This window comes from Ruegeria sp. AL11 (assembly GCF_056540865.1).
The window spans coordinates 15,923-33,987 of the sequence record NZ_JBQFXO010000007.1 but is presented as its reverse complement, the minus strand read 5'-3'; the positions used below and the strand labels follow the sequence as shown (position 1 = coordinate 33,987).

Annotated in this window: 16 protein-coding genes; 7 read left to right on the top strand and 9 right to left on the bottom strand. The window is 60.5% G+C overall.

The window, feature by feature from the left end:
- Positions 1 to 54: 54 nt before the first annotated feature.
- From ACR0IP_RS12455 to ACR0IP_RS12445, 3 genes are all read right to left on the bottom strand, one after another.
- On the bottom strand, positions 55 to 1,602 hold the full coding sequence (locus ACR0IP_RS12455; protein ID WP_480525855.1) for a BCCT family transporter: 1,548 nt from the start codon (positions 1,600 to 1,602) through the stop codon (positions 55 to 57).
- 75 nt (positions 1,603 to 1,677) lie between these two features.
- On the bottom strand, positions 1,678 to 2,652 hold the full coding sequence (locus ACR0IP_RS12450; RefSeq protein ID WP_480525853.1) for a membrane dipeptidase: 975 nt from the start codon (positions 2,650 to 2,652) through the stop codon (positions 1,678 to 1,680).
- Positions 2,652 to 4,100, bottom strand: coding sequence for an aldehyde dehydrogenase family protein (locus ACR0IP_RS12445; protein WP_480525851.1), 1,449 nt, complete (start codon positions 4,098 to 4,100; stop codon positions 2,652 to 2,654). The genes ACR0IP_RS12450 and ACR0IP_RS12445 overlap by 1 nt, the downstream gene beginning before the upstream one ends.
- Before the next feature lie 107 nt (positions 4,101 to 4,207).
- Here ACR0IP_RS12445 and ACR0IP_RS12440 point away from each other — a divergent pair, with 107 nt between their 5' ends.
- Positions 4,208 to 5,104: a LysR family transcriptional regulator gene (locus ACR0IP_RS12440; RefSeq protein WP_480525849.1), complete on the top strand. Its 897-nt coding sequence runs from the start codon at positions 4,208 to 4,210 to the stop codon at positions 5,102 to 5,104.
- A complete protein-coding gene (locus ACR0IP_RS12435) occupies positions 5,101 to 6,108 on the top strand; it encodes a GlxA family transcriptional regulator (protein WP_480525847.1) in 1,008 nt (335 codons plus the stop codon). Before ACR0IP_RS12440 ends, ACR0IP_RS12435 begins: the two co-directional genes overlap by 4 nt.
- Positions 6,109 to 6,111: 3 nt before the next feature.
- Here the strand turns inward: ACR0IP_RS12435 and ACR0IP_RS12430 are convergent, their stop codons facing one another.
- The 5 genes from ACR0IP_RS12430 to ACR0IP_RS12410 are packed head-to-tail and all read right to left on the bottom strand — an operon-like array spanning position 6,112 to position 11,650.
- A complete protein-coding gene (locus tag ACR0IP_RS12430) occupies positions 6,112 to 6,675 on the bottom strand; it encodes a sarcosine oxidase subunit gamma (protein WP_480525845.1) in 564 nt (187 codons plus the stop codon).
- Entirely contained in the window at positions 6,668 to 9,622 is a 2,955-nt protein-coding gene (locus ACR0IP_RS12425; RefSeq protein ID WP_480525843.1) for a sarcosine oxidase subunit alpha family protein, read from the bottom strand. Before ACR0IP_RS12425 ends, ACR0IP_RS12430 begins: the two co-directional genes overlap by 8 nt.
- Complete coding sequence (locus tag ACR0IP_RS12420) at positions 9,619 to 9,909, bottom strand: sarcosine oxidase subunit delta (RefSeq protein ID WP_170378634.1); 291 nt, start codon at positions 9,907 to 9,909, stop codon at positions 9,619 to 9,621. The genes ACR0IP_RS12425 and ACR0IP_RS12420 overlap by 4 nt, the downstream gene beginning before the upstream one ends.
- A complete protein-coding gene (locus ACR0IP_RS12415; protein WP_170378636.1) occupies positions 9,903 to 10,388 on the bottom strand; it encodes a pyridoxamine 5'-phosphate oxidase family protein in 486 nt (161 codons plus the stop codon). Before ACR0IP_RS12415 ends, ACR0IP_RS12420 begins: the two co-directional genes overlap by 7 nt.
- Before the next feature lie 11 nt (positions 10,389 to 10,399).
- Positions 10,400 to 11,650, bottom strand: coding sequence for a sarcosine oxidase subunit beta family protein (locus ACR0IP_RS12410; protein WP_170378638.1), 1,251 nt, complete (start codon positions 11,648 to 11,650; stop codon positions 10,400 to 10,402).
- A gap of 255 nt (positions 11,651 to 11,905) precedes the next feature.
- Here ACR0IP_RS12410 and glmS point away from each other — a divergent pair, with 255 nt between their 5' ends.
- The 5 genes from glmS to ACR0IP_RS12385 are packed head-to-tail and all read left to right on the top strand — an operon-like array spanning position 11,906 to position 17,146.
- Positions 11,906 to 12,397: a methylaspartate mutase subunit S gene (glmS, locus tag ACR0IP_RS12405; protein ID WP_170378640.1), complete on the top strand. Its 492-nt coding sequence runs from the start codon at positions 11,906 to 11,908 to the stop codon at positions 12,395 to 12,397.
- A gap of 17 nt (positions 12,398 to 12,414) precedes the next feature.
- The gene (locus tag ACR0IP_RS12400; RefSeq protein WP_170378703.1) at positions 12,415 to 13,881 is read left to right on the top strand and encodes a methylaspartate mutase subunit E; all 1,467 of its coding nucleotides are present in this window, start codon (positions 12,415 to 12,417) and stop codon (positions 13,879 to 13,881) included.
- Between the two features lie 15 nt (positions 13,882 to 13,896).
- Positions 13,897 to 15,144, top strand: coding sequence for a methylaspartate ammonia-lyase (locus ACR0IP_RS12395; protein ID WP_480525840.1), 1,248 nt, complete (start codon positions 13,897 to 13,899; stop codon positions 15,142 to 15,144).
- The gene (locus tag ACR0IP_RS12390; protein WP_480525838.1) at positions 15,141 to 16,298 is read left to right on the top strand and encodes a CaiB/BaiF CoA transferase family protein; all 1,158 of its coding nucleotides are present in this window, start codon (positions 15,141 to 15,143) and stop codon (positions 16,296 to 16,298) included. Before ACR0IP_RS12395 ends, ACR0IP_RS12390 begins: the two co-directional genes overlap by 4 nt.
- A complete protein-coding gene (locus ACR0IP_RS12385; protein WP_480525837.1) occupies positions 16,295 to 17,146 on the top strand; it encodes an HpcH/HpaI aldolase/citrate lyase family protein in 852 nt (283 codons plus the stop codon). The genes ACR0IP_RS12390 and ACR0IP_RS12385 overlap by 4 nt, the downstream gene beginning before the upstream one ends.
- On the opposite strand, the gene ACR0IP_RS12380 is transcribed toward ACR0IP_RS12385, so the two are convergent.
- Positions 17,121 to 18,065: a LysR family transcriptional regulator gene (locus ACR0IP_RS12380; RefSeq protein ID WP_170689012.1), complete on the bottom strand. Its 945-nt coding sequence runs from the start codon at positions 18,063 to 18,065 to the stop codon at positions 17,121 to 17,123. The genes ACR0IP_RS12385 and ACR0IP_RS12380 overlap by 26 nt on opposite strands.

The following is an 18,065-nucleotide window of genomic DNA, read 5'->3' as shown; positions in this document are numbered from 1 at the left end:
CTGAAACCTTCAGGCATTTTGGCGGGCCGGAGGGTCCGGCCCAGCCTGGATCGCTTAGCTCTCTTTGCCCTTCGCCAGCGTGATGCGCAGCGCATCCCAAAGCGACGGTAGCAAGATCAGAGACACCGGAACAGCGGTCACCACGATAAAGCTCTGCAGCTTGGACACACCGCCTGATCCAACCGAGATCAGGATGATGGCCATGAGGCCCATCGCGATGCCCCAGAACACGCGCAGCGCTGCGGGTGGGTTGTTCTCGTTGCTCATGGTCGCAGAGATGACATAGCTCATCGAGTCGCCGGTGGTAGCAACAAAAATGGTCGTCAGGATCAGGAACAGGATCGAGATCACGAAGCCCATCGGAAGGTTGTTGGTGATCGCCAGCAGGGCGGCAGGCAGGTTGAAGCCTTCGAATGCGGTGGCGATCGTGCCGGGGTTCTCAAGCTCCATGGCGATGCCGGTGCCACCGATGATGGTGAACCAAAAGTTGGTCACGATCGGCGCGATGATCGACAGCATGATGATGATCGAGCGGATCGAACGACCGCGCGACACTCGCGCAATGAACATTGCCATCAGCGGGCCATAGCCCATGAACCAACCCCAGAAGAACACGGTCCACCAGCCCAGCCAGCCGGGTTCGCCGAACAGACCGGCCTCACCCCGATAGAGTGCCATCTGGAAGAAGTTGCCCACGTAAGTGCCAAAGCCCGAGAAGAACGAGCCAAAGATGAACCCGGTTGGTCCTGCGATCAGCACGAACAACAACAGGAAAGCCGCCAGTATCACGTTGACCTTGGACAGAACCTGAATACCACGCGACAGACCCGTCATGGCCGAGATCGTGTAGATCGCAGCCAGCCCGGCAATCACGGTCGCCTGCAGGGCAAACGTATCCGAAAAGCCGAACAGATCGGCCAGACCATAGCTCACCTGCAGACCCAGGAAGCCGATCGGACCAACCGTACCCGCAACCACAGCGATGATCGAGGACGCATCCGCAATCAGGCCAATCGGCCCGTTGATCGCCTTGTCGCCGAACACCGGGTAGAGCAGCGTGCGCGGCGCCAGCGGCAGACCCTTTTCATAATGGTAGTGCATCAGCATAACCGTGGTCAGCGAACCGAGAATGGCCCATGCGAGGAAACCCCAGTGCATGAAGCTCTGGGCGATGGCCGGGTTCACGGCCTCGGCCGTTACCCCTTCACCACCGTAAAGCGGCGCGGGGTACAGGAAATGGGCAATCGGCTCACCCGCCGCCCAGAACACGCCGCCACCGGCCAGCAGTGTACACATGACCATCGAGCCCCACTGGAAGGTGGTGAACTCGGGCGCGGCTAAGCCGCCCATGATGGCACGACCGCCGGGCAAAACGCACAGCAGCAGGCCGATCAGGAAGGTGGCCAGCAGCAGCACCTGCCAGTAGAGGCCAAAATAGGTAGCCGCAACATTGAAACCCCAATCCACAGCACCCGAAAGGGCCTCCAGATCGACAAGGGCCGCGACGCAGAACAGCGCGATAAAACCGCCAGAGATCAGGAACAGCGGCTTGTTCACGCGGTTTTCCTGCACAGGGGCAGTGTTCAAAGATGCCTCAGACATCTCTCCTCCGTTAATATTAGTCAGGCCGTTTCTATCTGGAATGCGGCCATAGCTTCGTCGTTTTGCTGGCCTGCGTCAGGCGAGCGGTTTGAAGTTCTCGTCAAAGAAACGGTACCAGTTGCCTCCCATGATCCCGTCAACCTCATCGTCATTCATGCCGGTGGCACGTAGGCCTGCCCGGATGTTGCCGAAGTCACGGTTGTCATTGAACCAACCCGGCATGGGCGGGAAACCGGGGGCCGAGGCAGAGCCCTCGCCATAGTCGATTTCCTTAGTCCAGCGACCTACTCGCATCCATTCCACGATGCTGTCGGGCTGGTCCTGACACAGGTCGGTGCCGATCCCCAGATGCTGCGCACCGTATTTGTCCGCCGTGCGTGCGATCATCTCGCAAAAGCTTTCCAGCGTGCAGTCGGACTTGTCTTTCAGATGGTGCGGGTAAACCGAGAAACCCAGCATGCCGCCGTTTTCCGTCACCGCACGGATCACCGCATCGCGCTTGTTGCGCAGGGCGGGCGACCAGTCATAGGGGTTCGCGTGGGTGATGGCGATGGGACGTTCCGAGATCTCAGCTGCCTCGATGGTCGAGCGGTCGGCCGAGTGGCTCATGTCGACAACAAGGCCCACACGGTTCATCTCTTTGATGACCTGTTTACCCATGCGGGTGATGCCTGAATCCTCGGCCTCATAGCAGCCAGTCGCCAGCAGCGACTGGTTGTTATAGGTCAGCTGCATGAACCGCGCACCCAAAGTGTGCAGGATCTCGATCAGGCCGATATCGTCTTCCATCGGGCTTGGGTTCTGGAACCCGAAGAACACCGCTGTCCGGCCGGTTTCCCGCGCCGTATCGATGTCGCTGGCCCACTGCCCTTTCATGATCAGGTCCGGGTATTGTTCGAACCAGCGGTTCCACTGTTCGAAGTTCAGAACCGTTTCACGAAAGTTCTCATGATAGGCGATGGTGACGTGGATCGCGTCTACGCCCCCCTCGCGCAACTGGCGGAAGACCTTTTCCGACCAGTTCACATATTGCAGGCAATCGATCAGCATCAGACGGGACCTGCGCTGATATATGCGGTTTTGACCGTGGTGTAGAATTCGGCCGCTGCTTTGCCCTGCTCACGCGGACCGTAGGAGCTGTCGCCACGACCACCGAAGGGCACGTGATAGTCGGTGCCTGCGGTGGGCAGGTTCACGGTGACAACACCGGTGCGCGCATTGCGGCGGAAATGGGTGGCGCGGGCCAGCGACTTGGTCACGATGCCCGAGGTCAGGCCAAAACTGGTGTCGTTGACGACGCTCAGCGCTTCGTCATAGCTACCCACTTTGATGACGCTGGTAAGCGGTGCAAACATTTCCTCGCGGTTTACCGCCATGTCGTTGGTGGTGTTCAGAAACACGCCGGGCGACATGTAGTACCCATCATGCGGCATCTCGAGACGCGCGCCGCCACAGGCCAGTTCTGCGCCCTCGGATTTGCCCAGATCGACATAGGCCAGGTTTTCGCTCAATTGCTGCTGGCTGACGACGGGACCCATCTGAACGCCCTCTTCCAGCGCGTGGCCCACTTTCATCGCCTGCGCACCCGCAACGAGCTTTTCGACAAAGGCGTCATGAATGGCAGAGTGGACCACGAGGCGCGACGACGCCGTGCATTTCTGACCGGTGCCACCGAACGCACCGCCCAACGCCAGCGTCACCGCCAGATCCAGATCAGCATCGTCCATAACGGCCAGAGCGTTCTTCGATCCCATTTCCATCTGAACTTTGGTCAGGTTTTGGATGGCGGCAGCGGCGATACCTTTACCGACCGGAACCGACCCGGTGAAGGAAATCGCGTTGACCTTGGGGCTTTCCACCAGACGTTGACCGATGGAGCGGCCCGAACCCATGACCAAGCTGAACAGACCCTTGGGGATGTCCTGGCGGTTGATGATCTCCGTCAGTGCCACTGCCGAGGCCGGGGTGATGTTGGCGGGCTTCCAGACAACCGCGTTGCCATAGCACAGCGCCGGAGCGATCTTCCACGAGGCCGTCGCGGTGGGGAAGTTCCACGGGCTGATGATGGCAACAACGCCAACGGCTTCGCGGCGAACGTCCACCTCGATATCGGGGCGCACGGAATCCGCGTTCTCACCGATTTGACGCAGGCATTCGGCGGCGTAGTAGGTAAAGAATTGACCGGCGCGGAACACTTCGCCTTTGCCTTCGGCCAGCGGCTTGCCTTCTTCGCGGCTCAGCAGCGTGCCCAGTTCCTCGGCGCGGGCCATCAGCTCATTGCCGATCGCGTTCAGAACGGCCTGCTTGCGCTCCAGCCCATAGGCGGCCCATTCCCGCTGAGCAGCACGCGCCTGATCCAATGTTGCCTCAAGCTGATCCGCGCTGGCCTGTGCAAACATACCGACCAGATCGCTCAGGTCCGATGGGTTGCGATTTTCGATCTCACCTTCACCGGTGACCCACTCACCAGCAATCAGGTTCTTTTGAATGTCAGCCATAGCCGTTTGCCCCATAGAGAATTTGCTGAGCGGGTATGGACTCTTTTTTAACAATCAATCAAACTAAAATTATTGAAATTTACTTCAGCAAGATTGAAGCCTCCAATATGACACTCAAGATCGAAATGCTTCGCGGCTTTGTCGCGGTGGCCCGTACCGGCAACCTGACGGACGCGGCCGTTGTCCTGAAACGCACCCCTTCGGCGGTGTCGATGATGCTCAAGCAGTTTGAGACGCATCTGGGCGAGCCGCTGTTTGAGACGGACCGCAAAAACAAACTGACCGCGTTGGGTGAGTTCGTTTTCGAGCAATCGCAACTGGAATTACAGCATTTCGACAATACGGTTCGGGCCATCGAAAACTTTGCCAATGCCAGTATGGGACATGTCAGAATTGCGACGGTTCCATCGGTGGCAGGCACGATCATACCACGCGTTTTTTCCAGAAATACCAAGGCTTACGAGAAAGTGAGGGTGGAACTGCGCGACATGGATTCCAAGTCCGTCCTGCACGAGCTGTCGCGGGGGCGCATTGATATCGGCATCGCGACACTGCGCGGGAACGGGTCGGGCCTGCACAGTCAGCTTTTGCTGACCGACTGGTTCGGCGTGCTGCTGAAACCGGACCACCCGCTGGCCAGTGACACCGGCCCCATCGATTGGCACGCGCTTGAGAATGAGCAGCTGATCGCCAACAGCCTGTCCGAAAGCATCCCCGGGCCCGAGGCGGAAAAACTGCACGCAGGCTCTCGGTTTTCGGCACATAACATCACCTCTATTCTGGGCATGGTCCGAGCCGGGATCGGGGTCACACTCCTGCCCGAGATGGCGGCAATTTCGGCCGGGCAATCCGATCTGGTGTTCCGCCCACTGGCGGACAAGACCGCCAAGCGGCAAATTCACCTGATACGCAAGGCTGATTCTGCGCTGTCGCCCGCTGCCCGCAGACTGGAAAATGACATCCTCGGAACCGTCGAGGGCTTAATGAAAGAGCAACGCTCATGAAAGATCAGGTCGAGAAAATTTCGCTGGGCATCCTGATCTTTCCCGGGTTCCCGATGGCCTGCCTGACTTCCTGCATCGAGCCGCTGCGCGCCGCGAATGAGATCTCGGGGCAGGAGGCGTTCAGCTGGCATGTCATTGCCGAGCAAGACCAACCGATCCAATCCTCGGCAGGCGTTACATTTTATCCCGACAGCACCTTGGCCGACGCCCAATCCCTGACGCATCTGCTGTTTGCCTCAAGCCCGAACAGTGTGTTCGACACCCCCTCCAAGGCGAACGCGGCGCTCCAGCGCCTGATGCGCAACAAAACCCGTATCGGCGCAATCAGCGGCGGCGTCTTCCCCCTTGCCCGCACCCGGCTGACCGGTGACAACCCTCTGTCGGTGCATTGGTGTTACGAGGCCGCGTTTCAGGCTGAATTTCCCGAAATCCCGATCCACGGCACGGTGATCTGCGAAGAAGGCGCCTTTAGCACGATCTCGGGCGCTTCTGCCGTGTTCGATCACATGCTTGCCCTGATCGAAAAACGCCTGGGCGGTGATGTCATGGCCGAGGTCGCCTGTTGGTTCCAGCATCCCTTCATTCGCAGCGGGACCGTTACGCAAAAGGTGCCCGCAATCTCAACCGCGCAAAGTCAGGATCTTTTGCCCAAACAGGTTGCAAAGGCCATTCAGCATTTTGCCGAACATATCGAAAATCCCATCCAGATCAGCGAAGTCGCTGATGCGGTGGGCCTTTCGGCACGGTCACTGGAGCGAAGCTTCAAAAAGGCCACAGGGCACAGCCCTTTGACATATTATCGGCGGATGCGGATGAACCAGGCGCGGCAATTGGTGCTGTATACGAACGACCCGATCGCCGAGGTCGCCTATATGGTCGGCTACGCCACACCCAGCGCCTTCATGCGGCACTATCGTGAGACGTTTGGGGTCACGCCGATCAGCGACCGGCGTGCCAAGAACTCGATGCGGGTGGGCAGCGACGATGTGCTGCCCTCGGGCTAAGCTTCAGGCGATGGATTTTGCGGCGGCCAACAGGCCGTGATGCAGCGACGCCGCCGAAGAGCGCGGGCCAAGAACGGCCATGTGGTCCTCGGCCAGACGCCATAGGAAGACGCCCAGATGCTCCGCCGTGGTTCGGATCGCCGCGCCCGACCCCATCATGCGGACCGGCGCGTTGCTGAGCCGTTCGAACAGATCGCACAGAGCCGCGCCCTGCACGTCGAACCGGCACCAGCCATCCGTTTGCTCGGAAACCGATGCGGTGTCACCGACGATCTGCTTCAACTCGGCGGCCAGCAATTCGTGACTGTCATGCGGGGCCATGACCATCCATTGCTCCGGCCCCATCCAGAGCGCAGCATAGGGTGCGGCCTGAGCGGATTGGCCCACCTCGGGCACGCTCAGACCGATCTTGTCGGCCAGCGCCTTTTGCACGGCACCGGCCTGATCGTTGCGGGCCGCGACCGACGCCAGCGCCTGATCCACGACCTCGGTGATCGTGATCGAACCGACCGTATCGACACGCGGCGTGTCGCCGCCCAGCGGGGTGATGGGTTTCAGTTTATGCACGAAGCTTCTCCCCTTCCGGGTCCACGAAATGAGCGCTGACAATCTCGACCATGACTTCCTGGCCTTCCAGCGGGTTCACCAGACGCAGTTTTTCACCCATCCGGTCAGAGCCACCTTTGACAAATCCGAGCCCGATCGAGCTTTCCAGGATCGGCGAATAGGCGGCCGACGTGACATAGCCCTGATCATGGGCCGCATCGACCGGGCCAGTGGCGTTCATCAGATGCCCGCCCGCAGGTACGCTGTCCTTAGCGTCCACCGGTTTGAGACCGACCAGAGCCAGCGCGTCCGGGGCATTCAGCCCTTCCCGACGGCTGAGCGTGTTGCCGATACAGTCCTTCTTGGTGCTGACCATACGCGCCATGCCAAGGTTCAGAGCCGTAGTCGTCCCGTTCAGCTCATTGCCTGTCGCATGCCCCTTTTCGATCCGCATGACGCCCAGGGCCTCGGTGCCGTAAGGCATCACGTCGAACTCTTCACCCGCCTCCATCAGCGCGCGCATCAGCCCGTCGCCATAGCGCGTAGGCACTGCGATTTCATAGGCCAGCTCGCCCGAGAACGAGATCCGGAACAGTCGTGCCCGCAGGCCACCGCAGACGGTGATCTCACCACAACCCATGAAGGGAAACGCCTCGTTCGAGATGTCAAACTCGGGGTCCACGATCTTTTGCAGCAGTTTACGGCTGTTGGGGCCGGCCACGGCATATTGCGCCCAGGCCTCGGTGGTCGAGATCAGCTGCACGTCCATATCCGGGCACAGGCATTGGCGGACGAATTCCATGTTGCGATAGACCAGAACCGCGTTGGCGGTGGTGGTGGTCACGACGAAATGGTCCTCGGCAAAGCGCGCGGCGGTGCCGTCGTCATAGGCGATGCCATCCTCGCGCAGCATCAGGCCATAGCGCACCTTGCCCACGGGCAGTTTGGCGAAGGCGTTCGAATAGACCATGTTCAGGAACGCCGCAGCATCCGCGCCCTGCACGTCGATCTTGCCCAGTGTCGTCACATCGCACACACCGACCGAGTTTCTTGTCTGCAGCACCTCGCGATCCACCGATTGGCGCCAATGGGTTTCGCCCTTGCGCGGGAACCATTGGGCACGCAGCCAATTGCCGACCTCGACAAACACGGCGCCCTGCTCCTCGACCCATTTGTGGCTAGGTGTCAGGCGGGTCGGGTGGAAATCCTTACCCACTGCACGGCCACCAAAGGCCCCCATCGCCACCGGAGTATAAGGCGGGCGGAAGATGGTTGTGCCAGTGTCCTGAATGGACTTGCCGGTCAGCTCGGCCATCACCGCCAAGGCACCCACGTTCGAGGTCTTGCCCTGATCGGTTGCCATGCCCAGCGTGGTATAGCGCTTGAGATGCTCGACCGAGGTGAAGTTCTCTTGGTGTGCCAGCTTGACATCTTTGACGGTCACGTCGTTCTGATAATCCAGCCATGCGCGTTTTGCGCCTTTGACGTGCCAGAAGGGGCTGATCGAGACCGGCGCATCGGCTGCAGCGGGCAGATCAGCGGGGGATGCCGTGATCCCCAGATCAGCCAAAGCGGCCACAGCCGCCGCCGCACCACCTTGCAGCGCCGCGTCGGTGGCCATCTCACCCTTGGCCGCGCCTGCCACGATCTGACCGACGGGCAGGCCGTCGCCCGGAACAAAGGCGTGGATATCCGCGTTCCAGACCGGGCGACCGCGCTGATGGCAGGTCAGGCCCAGGTTGGGGTTCCAGCCGCCGGACATCGCCAGCGCCTCACAATAGAGATCCGTCGTGTGGCCCTTCGCGGTCCGCACCTGCACCGAAGTCAGACCCAGGCGGCCCGAGGTGTTGATGATCTCGGCCCCTTTCAGAACCTCGGTGCCCTCGACATCCGCAGCATCCGGGCGCGTGTCCACAATGGCCGGGACCTTAATACCCTGCGCCATCAGATCGCGTGCTGTCTGGTGCGCGTCGTCATTGTTGGCAAAAACCACAACCGATTGCGCCGGCGTCGCCGCCCAGCGGTTGGCGTAGGACCGAACCGCGCCAGCCAGCAGGATGCCGGGACGGTCGTTGTTTTCAAACGCGATGGGGCGTTCTATGGCCCCGGTCGCGATCAGCGCGCGCTTGGAGTAGATGCGCCACAGGGTTTGGCGGGGTTTGTCAGCCGCGGGCGCGATCAGGTGATCCGCGTTGCGTTCGACCGCGCCATAGATCCCATGGTCATAGGCCCCGAAGACGCTTGTACGCGGCATGACCCGCACGTTATTCATCGACGCCAGCTCGGCCAGAGCCTGCGCGACCCAGTCCGCGCCGGAGATATCGGCCAAAGCGCCAGTCTCAGCAATCAGGCGCCCGCCCATGCGGAAGTCTTCATCGGCCAGAATGACCTGAGCACCCGCACGTACTGCGGTCAGCGCCGCCGCCAGACCGGTCGGGCCTGCGCCGATGATCAGCAGATCGCAATGCAGGAAGCCCTTGTCATAGAGATCGGGATCATCCTCACCCGTCAGGCTACCCAGACCGGCGGCCTTGCGGATGATCGGCTCATATAGCTTTTCCCAGAACGCCTTGGGCCACATGAAAGTCTTGTAGTAAAACCCTGCGGTCAAGAAGTTCGAGAACCGGTCATTGATCGCCATGAAATCGCGTTCCAGCGACGGCCAGCGGTTCTGGGAATTGGCGCTCAGGCCGTCGTACAGCTCGGCCACGGTGGCGCGGGTGTTCGGCTCCTGCCGTCCGCCCGAACGCAGCTCGACCAGGGCGTTCGGCTCTTCGCTGCCCGCAGTTAGCGGGCCGCGTGGGCGGTGATATTTGAACGACCGGCCCATCAGGCGCACGCCATTGGCCAACAGGGCCGAGGCCAGCGTGTCGCCCTCATACCCCTGATAGGATTTGCCGTCGAAGGTGAAGCTGAGGCTGGCGTCCCGGTTGATCAGCCCGCCATTCAGTCGATTGCTCTGAGTCATTGTGAAGCCTTCCCTGCCGCTTTGGCCACGTCACGGGCCAGTTCGACCTTCAGGATTTCATGGGTCAGCGTGTTGCGCGTGACCACCAGCCACGACCGGTCGCCCTGTTCGTGATACCAAAGCTCGCGATGCTCGCCCGCCGGGTTGTCACGCAGGTAGAGGTAGTCGTGAAACGCTTGCGCCGCGTCCTCGGCCTGCCAATCAGGGCGATTGATCAGCGAGGCATCGCCCAGATAAGTGAACTCCTGCGCGTCGCGCGGTCCAAGCAGGGGGTGATTGATCAGCATGCTTCGACCTCCGACCCTTTGTGAATGATATTGATGTCGCGAACGCGCTGCATCCACTTGGCGCGCAGCTCTTCGCTGGTCACGCCCATGTCATAAGCGGGCGTGGCCAGAGGCTTGCACGCCGTTACCTTGATGACCACGAAACCCGAAAACATCGGCTCAAGCTCGGGCCAGCGGTTGGTATAGGCTGGGCGCAACGACGGGTAGCGCGTATCGTCGCGCGGTACATAGCTGGCCTCACCCTGGATCAGGACGCCCCGACGGGTCAGGATGTCGATGAAGTTAACCTCAACCTGCGGACGCACCGCAATATTGGCCAGAGTGTCCGGAGACCGCATTTCTGCAAAGCTGATCTTGGTATCATCATGGGTCACAAACGCACCCTTGGGCGAGACATTCGGGTTCCCTTCGGCATCCGCTGTGGCGACAAAGCCAAGATGCCAGTTTTCGATCAGATCGCGTGCAAACTTGTTGATCATAGCGATGGTCCTCAGTGCAGGTTCGGCTGGGCGCCCTGCCCTTTTTCGTCGATCATGTGACCGGTCATGAACCGATCCAGCCGGTAGGCCGTAGCGGTTTCATGCGGACGGTCGGTTTTCAGAAGATGCGCAAAGCAATAGCCAGAGGCCGGCGTTGCCTTGAACCCCCCGTAACACCATCCGCCATTGAAATAGAGCCCGTCTATATGCGTCTTGTCGATAAACGGTGAGCCGTCCATCGACATATCCATGATCCCGCCCCAACTGCGTAGCAGGCGCGCACGCCCAAGTGCCGGGATCAGCGCCATGCCGCTTTCGATCACGTCCTCGACCACCGGCAGGTTCCCGCGTTGGGCGTAAGTGTTGTACATGTCGATGTCACCACCAAAGACCAGACCACCCTTGTCGGACTGGCTGCAGTAGAAGTGCCCCGCACCATAGGTGATGACGCCGTCGATGAATGGCTTCAGTCCCTCGGAGACGAAAGCCTGCAACACGTGGCTTTCGATCGGCAGGCGCATCCCCGCCTTCTCCATCACGCGGCTGGAACTGCCCGCAACAGAGACACCGACCTTTTTCGCCCCAATGAAGCCGCGGGTGGTATCGACCCCCAGAACCTTACCGTTATCAATGCGGAAACCCGTCACTTCACAATTCTGAATGATATCCACACCGCGCATATCCGCGCCGCGTGCGTATCCCCACGCCACCGCGTCGTGGCGCACCGTGCCGCCGCGACGGTGTAGCAGACCACCCTTGATCGGGAACCGGGCGTCATCGAAATTCAGGAACGGGTACATGGCACGGACGCCTGCGGTATCCAGCAACTCGGCATCTGATCCGTTCAGGATCATCGCATTGCCCCGCCGCCGCGCCGCATCCCGCTGTGCATCCGTGTGGACCAGGTTCAAAATACCGCGCTGGCTGACCATGGCGTTATAGTTAAAGTCTTGTTCGAGGTTTTCCCACAGCTTCAGCGAGAACTCGTAGAACGGCTCATTCCCGTCCAGTAGGTAGTTCGAGCGGATGATCGTCGTGTTCCGACCCACATTACCGCCGCCGATCCAGCCTTTTTCCAATACTGCAATACGCGCGGCACCGAATTCCTTGGCAAGGTAGTAGGCTGTGGCCAGTCCGTGGCCGCCACCGCCCACGATCACATAGTCATAAGCATCCGCAGGCTCTGGGTCGCGCCATTGCGGGCCCCAGCCCTTGTGGCCGGTCACGGCCTCTTTGAAAAGTCGCAGCGCCGAGAATCGCATGTAGGCTCCTATTCGTTGCAGCTTACTATATGCACCCAGGTCGCCCACGTTTTCAGTGTCGATTTCGGACAGAAGCTATCTCAGATGCGACAGATGCCATCAGAGTGTCGCCGTTTTGACGTTTCAAGCTCCAATAGCGGCCGGATGCACATTAGTAACTTACCCTTATCTGTTTTTTATTTTTCATCATCATTCTTTACCGTTTTGAGAATCACGGCTACGACACCCCAAAGCGCGACACAGGAGGAGCGAGACATGTTCGACGCCAGCACCACGCATAAAGTCGTTTTGGGAGTGATCGGTGCAGATTGCCACGCTGTAGGCAACAAGATCCTCGATAGCCTGCTGACACGGGCCGGGATCGAGGTCGTTAACCTCGGCGTCATGGTCAGCCAGAGCGAATTCGTCGCCGCAGCCGTTGCTCAAAAAGCTGATGCGATCCTTGTCTCATCCATCTACGGGCACGGTGAGATCGATTGCCAGGGCCTGCGCGACCGGTGCGAGGCTGCAGGGATCGGGAACATCTTGCTCTATGTCGGCGGGAACCTCGTGATTGGCAAACAGGATTTCGCGACCGTCGTCACCCGCTTCAAAGACATGGGCTATGACCGCGTCTTCCCAGCCTCAGCTAACATCGACGAGGTCGTGGCTCTGTTGAAAGACGACATCGACATGAGCCGTCTTCCGAACATCGGCCACAACTCCGGCGCTTTCGCACCTAGGTTTGCCGATTGGGCCGCAATCTAGCAAAGGCAGATGGTGACATGACCGGCGCGCCAGAAATCACGAATTCCAAGCTGCCTGACTCCGTTTTTGACGCCGAGCGTGAGGGCGTTCTGCAATCCTGGCACACCGGTGCCGAGGTGGATTTTGACGCAGGCCTTGCTCGTCAGCACGCGCTGCCCTCGGAAAAGCGGTTCTCGGCGGCCTTGGCGGATGCGGATGAAACCGGCAAGACTCTGCTGCAACCCCGTGCGGGCGTTGCGCTGTTGCGCGAACACACCGCGCTGATGGAGGGGCTGGCCCCCTATTGCGATGTGCTGCCCACCACCATCGACGCCTATACCCGTCACAACCGATATGACGAGGCGCAGGATGGCATCGACCGCTCCCGCGCGGCGGGCACCTCGCTGCTGAACGGGTTCCCGGCGGTCAACCATGGTGTTGAAGGCTGCACGCGGTTGGTCGAGGCCGTCTCAAAACCCATTCAGGTCCGGCACGGCACACCGGATGCACGCCTGCTGGCTGAAGTGACACTCAGTTCAGGTTTTTCGTCCTACGAGGGCGGCGGGATTTCCTATAACATCCCATACGCAAAGAACATTCCGCTGGAACAGTCGATCCGCCATTGGCAATATTGCGACCGTCTGGTGGGCCGGTTCGAAGAACATGGCATCCGTATAAACCGAGAACCCTTCGGCCCCTTGACCGGGACGCTGGTGCCGCCATTCGTGTCGCATGTGGTTGCGATCATCGAAGGCCTTCTGGCACTAGAACAAGGCGTGCGCTGTATCACGCTGGGCTACGGTCAGGCGGGCAATCTGGTGCAGGACGTCGCCGCGCTGCGCTCGCTTCGGCGGCTGGGGCATCACTATTTCCAGAACGCGGGCTATGACGATTACCAACTGACCACTGTGTTCCATCAGTGGATGGGCGGCTTCCCCGAGGATGAGGCCAAGGCAACGGCCGTGATCTGTCTGGGTGCGCTGGCCGCGAAACAGGCGCGGGCCACCAAGATCATCGTGAAGACCCCGCATGAGGCCAGCGGCATCCCCTCGCTTGAGGCGAACCAGGCCGGGCTCAAGGCGACCCGTCAGATGGTCAACATGATCGCGGATCAGAACCGCAATGACGGCAACGAAATCCTGACCGAGGTCGAGGTAATCGAGGCCGAGGTTCACGCCGTCATGCGCGCCGTCATGAAACTGGGCAAAGGCGACATCGCGCGCGGTGCCGTTCTGGCCTTTGAATCCGGCGTCATGGATATCCCCTTCGCCCCCGCCATCGGGAACGCGGGCAAGCTGACACCGGTCCGAGACAACCATGGCGCGCTGCGGATCTTCGAGACCGGAAATGTACCGCTGCCCAAGGACGTCATGGCCTTTCACCAGGACCGCATCGCGGAACGTGCCCGGTCCGAGGGGCGCGAGGTGTCCTTTGACATGGTGGTCGACGACGTCCGCGCCATCTCGGCCAGCAAACTCATCGGGCGGCCTTCGGTTGCCGCTTAGCACACAGAGAGTGTCATGAAGATCAAGAACGTTGTTTTCGCGCCGGGGCTGGCCTCGTACTATTTCGACGATCAGGCAGCGATCAAACAGGGGGCCAAGCAGGACGGGTTTGTCTATTGCGGGCGGGCCCTGACCGACGGCTTCGCCCGCGTCCGGCAATATGGGGAAAGTGTCTCGATCCTGCTGGAGCTGGAAAACGGCCAGATCGCCGAGGGCGACTGCGCGGCCGTGCAATATTCCGGTGCGGCCGGGCGCGATCCGCTGTTTCTGGCCTCCTCCGTCATTCCGTTCCTACAGGAACATCTGACGCCGCAGCTGATCGGGCATGACGTGCGCAGCTTTCACGATAGCGCGGAGTTCTTCGACAAGCTTGTCGTTGACGGCCAGCCTCTGCACACCGCCGTGCGCTATGGTCTGTCGCAGGCGCTTCTGTCGGCAGCGTCGATCGCCTCGGGCAAGATGAAATTCGAGGTCATCTGCGACGAATGGGGGCTTGAACCTATCGCGGCCCCTCTGCGTCTGTTCGGGCAGAGCGGCGACAACCGCTATGAGGCCGTGGACAAGATGGTGCTGAAACGAGTCGACGCCCTGCCCCACGGCCTGATCAACAACATTCCGCAGAAACTGGGCCAGACAGGCGGGAAACTGGCCGAATACGTCACATGGCTGTCGCGCCGCATTCAAGCTTTGCGCACGGATGAGAGCTATCATCCGGTTCTGCATATCGACGTCTACGGTACGGTGGGCATGATCTTTGACAATGACGCGGTGAAGATTGCCAACTATCTGGCAACGCTGGAACAGCGCGCCGCCCCTTTTGATCTTTATATCGAAGGGCCGGCCGATGCGGGTTCAAAAGATGGGCAGATCACCCTGCTGCGCGACATCCGGGCGTCTCTGCAGGCGCTTGGCAGCAAAGTGAAAATCGTGGCTGACGAATGGTGCAACACCTATCAGGACGTAGTCGATTTCGTCGACGCCGATTGCTGTGACATGGTCCAGATCAAGACCCCCGATCTGGGATCGCTGCACAATACGGTCGACGCGGTCCTTTATTGTAAGGCCAACGGTGTCGCGGCGTATCAGGGCGGCACCTGCAACGAGACCGACATCTCGGCCCGCGCCTGTCTGCACGCCGCCATGGCCACCCGCCCCGACCGCGTGCTGGTCAAACCCGGCATGGGCTTTGACGAAGGCATGACCATCGTCGCCAACGAAATGCACCGCACCCTTGCGCTTTTGAACACACGAGCTGCCGCATGACCGATACCCAACTCAAACCCTATGAAGGCCTGCTGGTCGTATCTCTGGAACAGGCCGTCGCTGCCCCCCTCGCGTCGTGCCACTTTGCCCAGGGCGGCGCTCGCGTCATCAAGATCGAGCGTGACACCGGAGACTTCGCCCGCAAATACGACGGTGCGGTGAAAGGCTCGGCGTCCTATTTCGTCTGGGCTAATCACGGCAAGGAAAGCCTGTGTCTAGATATAAAACACCCCGAGGATGCCGCTCTGCTGCACCGTATTCTGGACGAGGCGGATGTGTTCATCCAGAACCTCGCCCCCGGCGCCATTGCCCGCGCCGGGTTTGGCGAGGATGTCCTGCGCAAACGGACCCCGCGCCTGATCACCTGCGATATCAGCGGATATGGCGAGGATGGACGGTACAGCGACATGAAGGCCTATGACTTTCTGGTGCAATGCGAAAGCGGGCTGGTCTCGGTCAACGGAGCGCCCGGCCATCCCGGTCGGATTGGCGTTTCGGTCTGCGATATCGGCGCCAGCATGAATGCGATCATAGGCATCCAGAAGGCACTGATCGCGCGCAGCATCAGCGGCAAGGGCAGCGCGGTGAAGCTGTCCCTGTTCGACACGGCCGCCGATTGGATGACCGTGCCTTTGATGCATACGGTTTATGCGGGTAAAGCGCCGCAGCCAGTTGGCCTGCATCACCCGTCCATCGCGCCTTATGGTGGGTTTGCCACCAAAGATGATGAGGTTCTGGCGATCTCGATCCAGAACGAACGCGAGTGGAAACGCCTCTGCGCCGATGTCATCGGGCAGCCCGAATTGGCCACCGACCCACGGTTCTGCGATGCGGCCCAGCGGGTTGCTAACCGCGCCGAACTGGATGCCATCGTGGCCGGGTTCTTTGCCCGCCACAGCCGGGCCGAGTTGGAAGGCAAGTTGTTCGCGGCAGCCATCGCTTATGGGGCTGTGAACTCGGTCAGCACCTTTGTCGAACACCCGCAGCTGCGCCGCACGCCGGTCACGCTGGAAAACGGGGATGAGGCGCATCTGGTTGCAGCCCCCGTGCGCCACAGCTTTGATCCGGAAACACCGCGCTTTGGCCGTGTGCCCGCGCTTGGCGAACATACCGATACCATTCGGTCCGAATTCGCCGAGACCGCTGCCGCATGATCCGGTCCTACCTGTTCACTCCGGCACATCGACCGGAGCTGATTGCCCGCGCGCATGAACGGGGCGCGGATGCGATCCTGCTGGACCTTGAGGACAGCGTCCCGCGCGACCGCAAACAGGCCGCGCGGGATGGGTTGGCAGAGGCGGTCTCTGTGCTGACCGCCCGTGATGTGTCGGTTGTGATACGGGTCAATGCCGATCTGGGCGAATGCGTCCGCGATCTTGAGGCTGCCATCCTGCCTAGCGTTGACGCAATCATGCTGCCCAAGGTCATCGGGGCGGATCACCTGCGTCTGGTGGCTGACTATCTGTCGATGCTGGAGCGACAGGCCAAACTTCCCGAGGGTCATATCAAACTGATTGCCTTGATCGAAACAGCCCAAGGGCTGATGAACGCCGCGCGTATCGTGAAAGCGACCCCCCGGCTGACCGCACTTGCATTCGGGACTGAGGACTTCTCGACCGATTGCGGCCATGCGCCCTCAGTCGAGGCGTTGAAAGGCCCGGCGCAGTCTTTGATCCATGCGGCCAAAGCGGGTGGCCTGAAGGCCATCGGCCTACCGGGCAGCATTGCCGAGATCCACGATATGGACAGTTTCCGCAGCTGCGTCGACCTTGGGCGCAAAATTGGTTTTGACGCTGTCCTGTGCATCCATCCGCGTCAGGTCGAAATCGTCAACGCTTTTTTCACGCCCAGCGCCTCCGAGATCGAACAGGCAACCCGCGTGGTCGAGGCGTTTGATCGGGCCACTCAGCAGGGGCTGGGCGCCGTCATGCTGGATGGCAAAATGATCGACCCGCCCATCGTTGCGCGGGCGCAATCTATGTTGCAATCCCGGCGTCTTTGAAGAAATCCTCCATGAAGGCCGGGCCTTTCTGATCCACGAAATCCCGAAAGGACCGCGCCGCCGGACGCAGCGGTTTGTTGCGCATATGCAGAACGAACCAATCACGATATTCGGGCATGCCTTCGACGTTTAGGATCTTCAGTTTTCCGGCCATCGCCTCCAGCGCGATCGTGTGCGCCGAGATGAAGGCCAGCCCCATATTCGCCATGACCGCCTGTTTGATGTTGGCATTGCTGTCCATTTCCTGCGCCTTGGGCTGCGGCAGGCCCGAGTCCGAGAAAAAGAACTCGTGCACCATTCGCGTGCCCGACCCCCGCTCGCGGACGATGAACTGATGGTGCGGTAAGTCCGAACGTCGGATGCGGCTGGAGCGCACCAGCGGATGATCCGGATGGCCGATCAACACATAGGGGTGTTTGGCGAATTGATGTGCCGTTGTCTCTATCCGGCGCGGCGGGCGTCCCATGAGCGCAAGGTCGATTTGATCTGTATCCAGCATCTCGATCACACTGCGCCGGTTGGCGATTTTGAAATGCAGATCGCATTCCGGGTGTTCCTGCTGAAATTGCGCTAGCAGATGTGGGCCGAAATTTCGCGCAGTGGTCACCATGGCCACCCGAACCCGGTGGTCCAGCTTGCCCTGCATGATCTGCACAACATCTACCGCCTCGGCCAGCGTTTCGGTCATGCGCTCAGCGTACGGCACCAAAGCGGTGGCAACCTCAGTCGGGATCACCGAACGGCCGGATTTCTCGAACAGCGGCGCGCCGAATTCCTCGCTCAACCGGCTCATCTGCATCGACACCGCAGGCGGGGACAGCGACAGGCGCTCAGCCGCGCGCACAAAGCTGCGCGTCTCGATCGCCACCAGAAATATCTGCAACTGGCGCAGGGTAATCTTGTCCGAGGTCGGCGGCAT

Excerpts from the sequence above, each read along its gene's own strand:
- ACR0IP_RS12450 (WP_480525853.1), bottom strand. The coding sequence starts at position 2,652 with ATGCTGATCGATTGCCTGCAATATGTGAACTGGTCGGAAAAGGTCTTC.
- ACR0IP_RS12435 (WP_480525847.1), top strand. The coding sequence starts at position 5,101 with ATGAAAGATCAGGTCGAGAAAATTTCGCTGGGCATCCTGATCTTTCCC.
- ACR0IP_RS12390 (WP_480525838.1), top strand. The coding sequence starts at position 15,141 with ATGACCGATACCCAACTCAAACCCTATGAAGGCCTGCTGGTCGTATCT.
- ACR0IP_RS12395 (WP_480525840.1), top strand. The coding sequence starts at position 13,897 with ATGAAGATCAAGAACGTTGTTTTCGCGCCGGGGCTGGCCTCGTACTAT.
- ACR0IP_RS12400 (WP_170378703.1), top strand. The coding sequence starts at position 12,415 with ATGACCGGCGCGCCAGAAATCACGAATTCCAAGCTGCCTGACTCCGTT.
- ACR0IP_RS12455 (WP_480525855.1), bottom strand. The coding sequence starts at position 1,602 with ATGTCTGAGGCATCTTTGAACACTGCCCCTGTGCAGGAAAACCGCGTG.
- ACR0IP_RS12425 (WP_480525843.1), bottom strand. The coding sequence starts at position 9,622 with ATGACTCAGAGCAATCGACTGAATGGCGGGCTGATCAACCGGGACGCC.
- ACR0IP_RS12415 (WP_170378636.1), bottom strand. The coding sequence starts at position 10,388 with ATGATCAACAAGTTTGCACGCGATCTGATCGAAAACTGGCATCTTGGC.
- ACR0IP_RS12420 (WP_170378634.1), bottom strand. The coding sequence starts at position 9,909 with ATGCTGATCAATCACCCCCTGCTTGGACCGCGCGACGCGCAGGAGTTC.
- ACR0IP_RS12410 (WP_170378638.1), bottom strand. The coding sequence starts at position 11,650 with ATGCGATTCTCGGCGCTGCGACTTTTCAAAGAGGCCGTGACCGGCCAC.
- ACR0IP_RS12440 (WP_480525849.1), top strand. The coding sequence starts at position 4,208 with ATGACACTCAAGATCGAAATGCTTCGCGGCTTTGTCGCGGTGGCCCGT.
- glmS (WP_170378640.1), top strand. The coding sequence starts at position 11,906 with ATGTTCGACGCCAGCACCACGCATAAAGTCGTTTTGGGAGTGATCGGT.
- ACR0IP_RS12380 (WP_170689012.1), bottom strand. The coding sequence starts at position 18,065 with ATGCCGCCGACCTCGGACAAGATTACCCTGCGCCAGTTGCAGATATTT.
- ACR0IP_RS12445 (WP_480525851.1), bottom strand. The coding sequence starts at position 4,100 with ATGGCTGACATTCAAAAGAACCTGATTGCTGGTGAGTGGGTCACCGGT.
- ACR0IP_RS12385 (WP_480525837.1), top strand. The coding sequence starts at position 16,295 with ATGATCCGGTCCTACCTGTTCACTCCGGCACATCGACCGGAGCTGATT.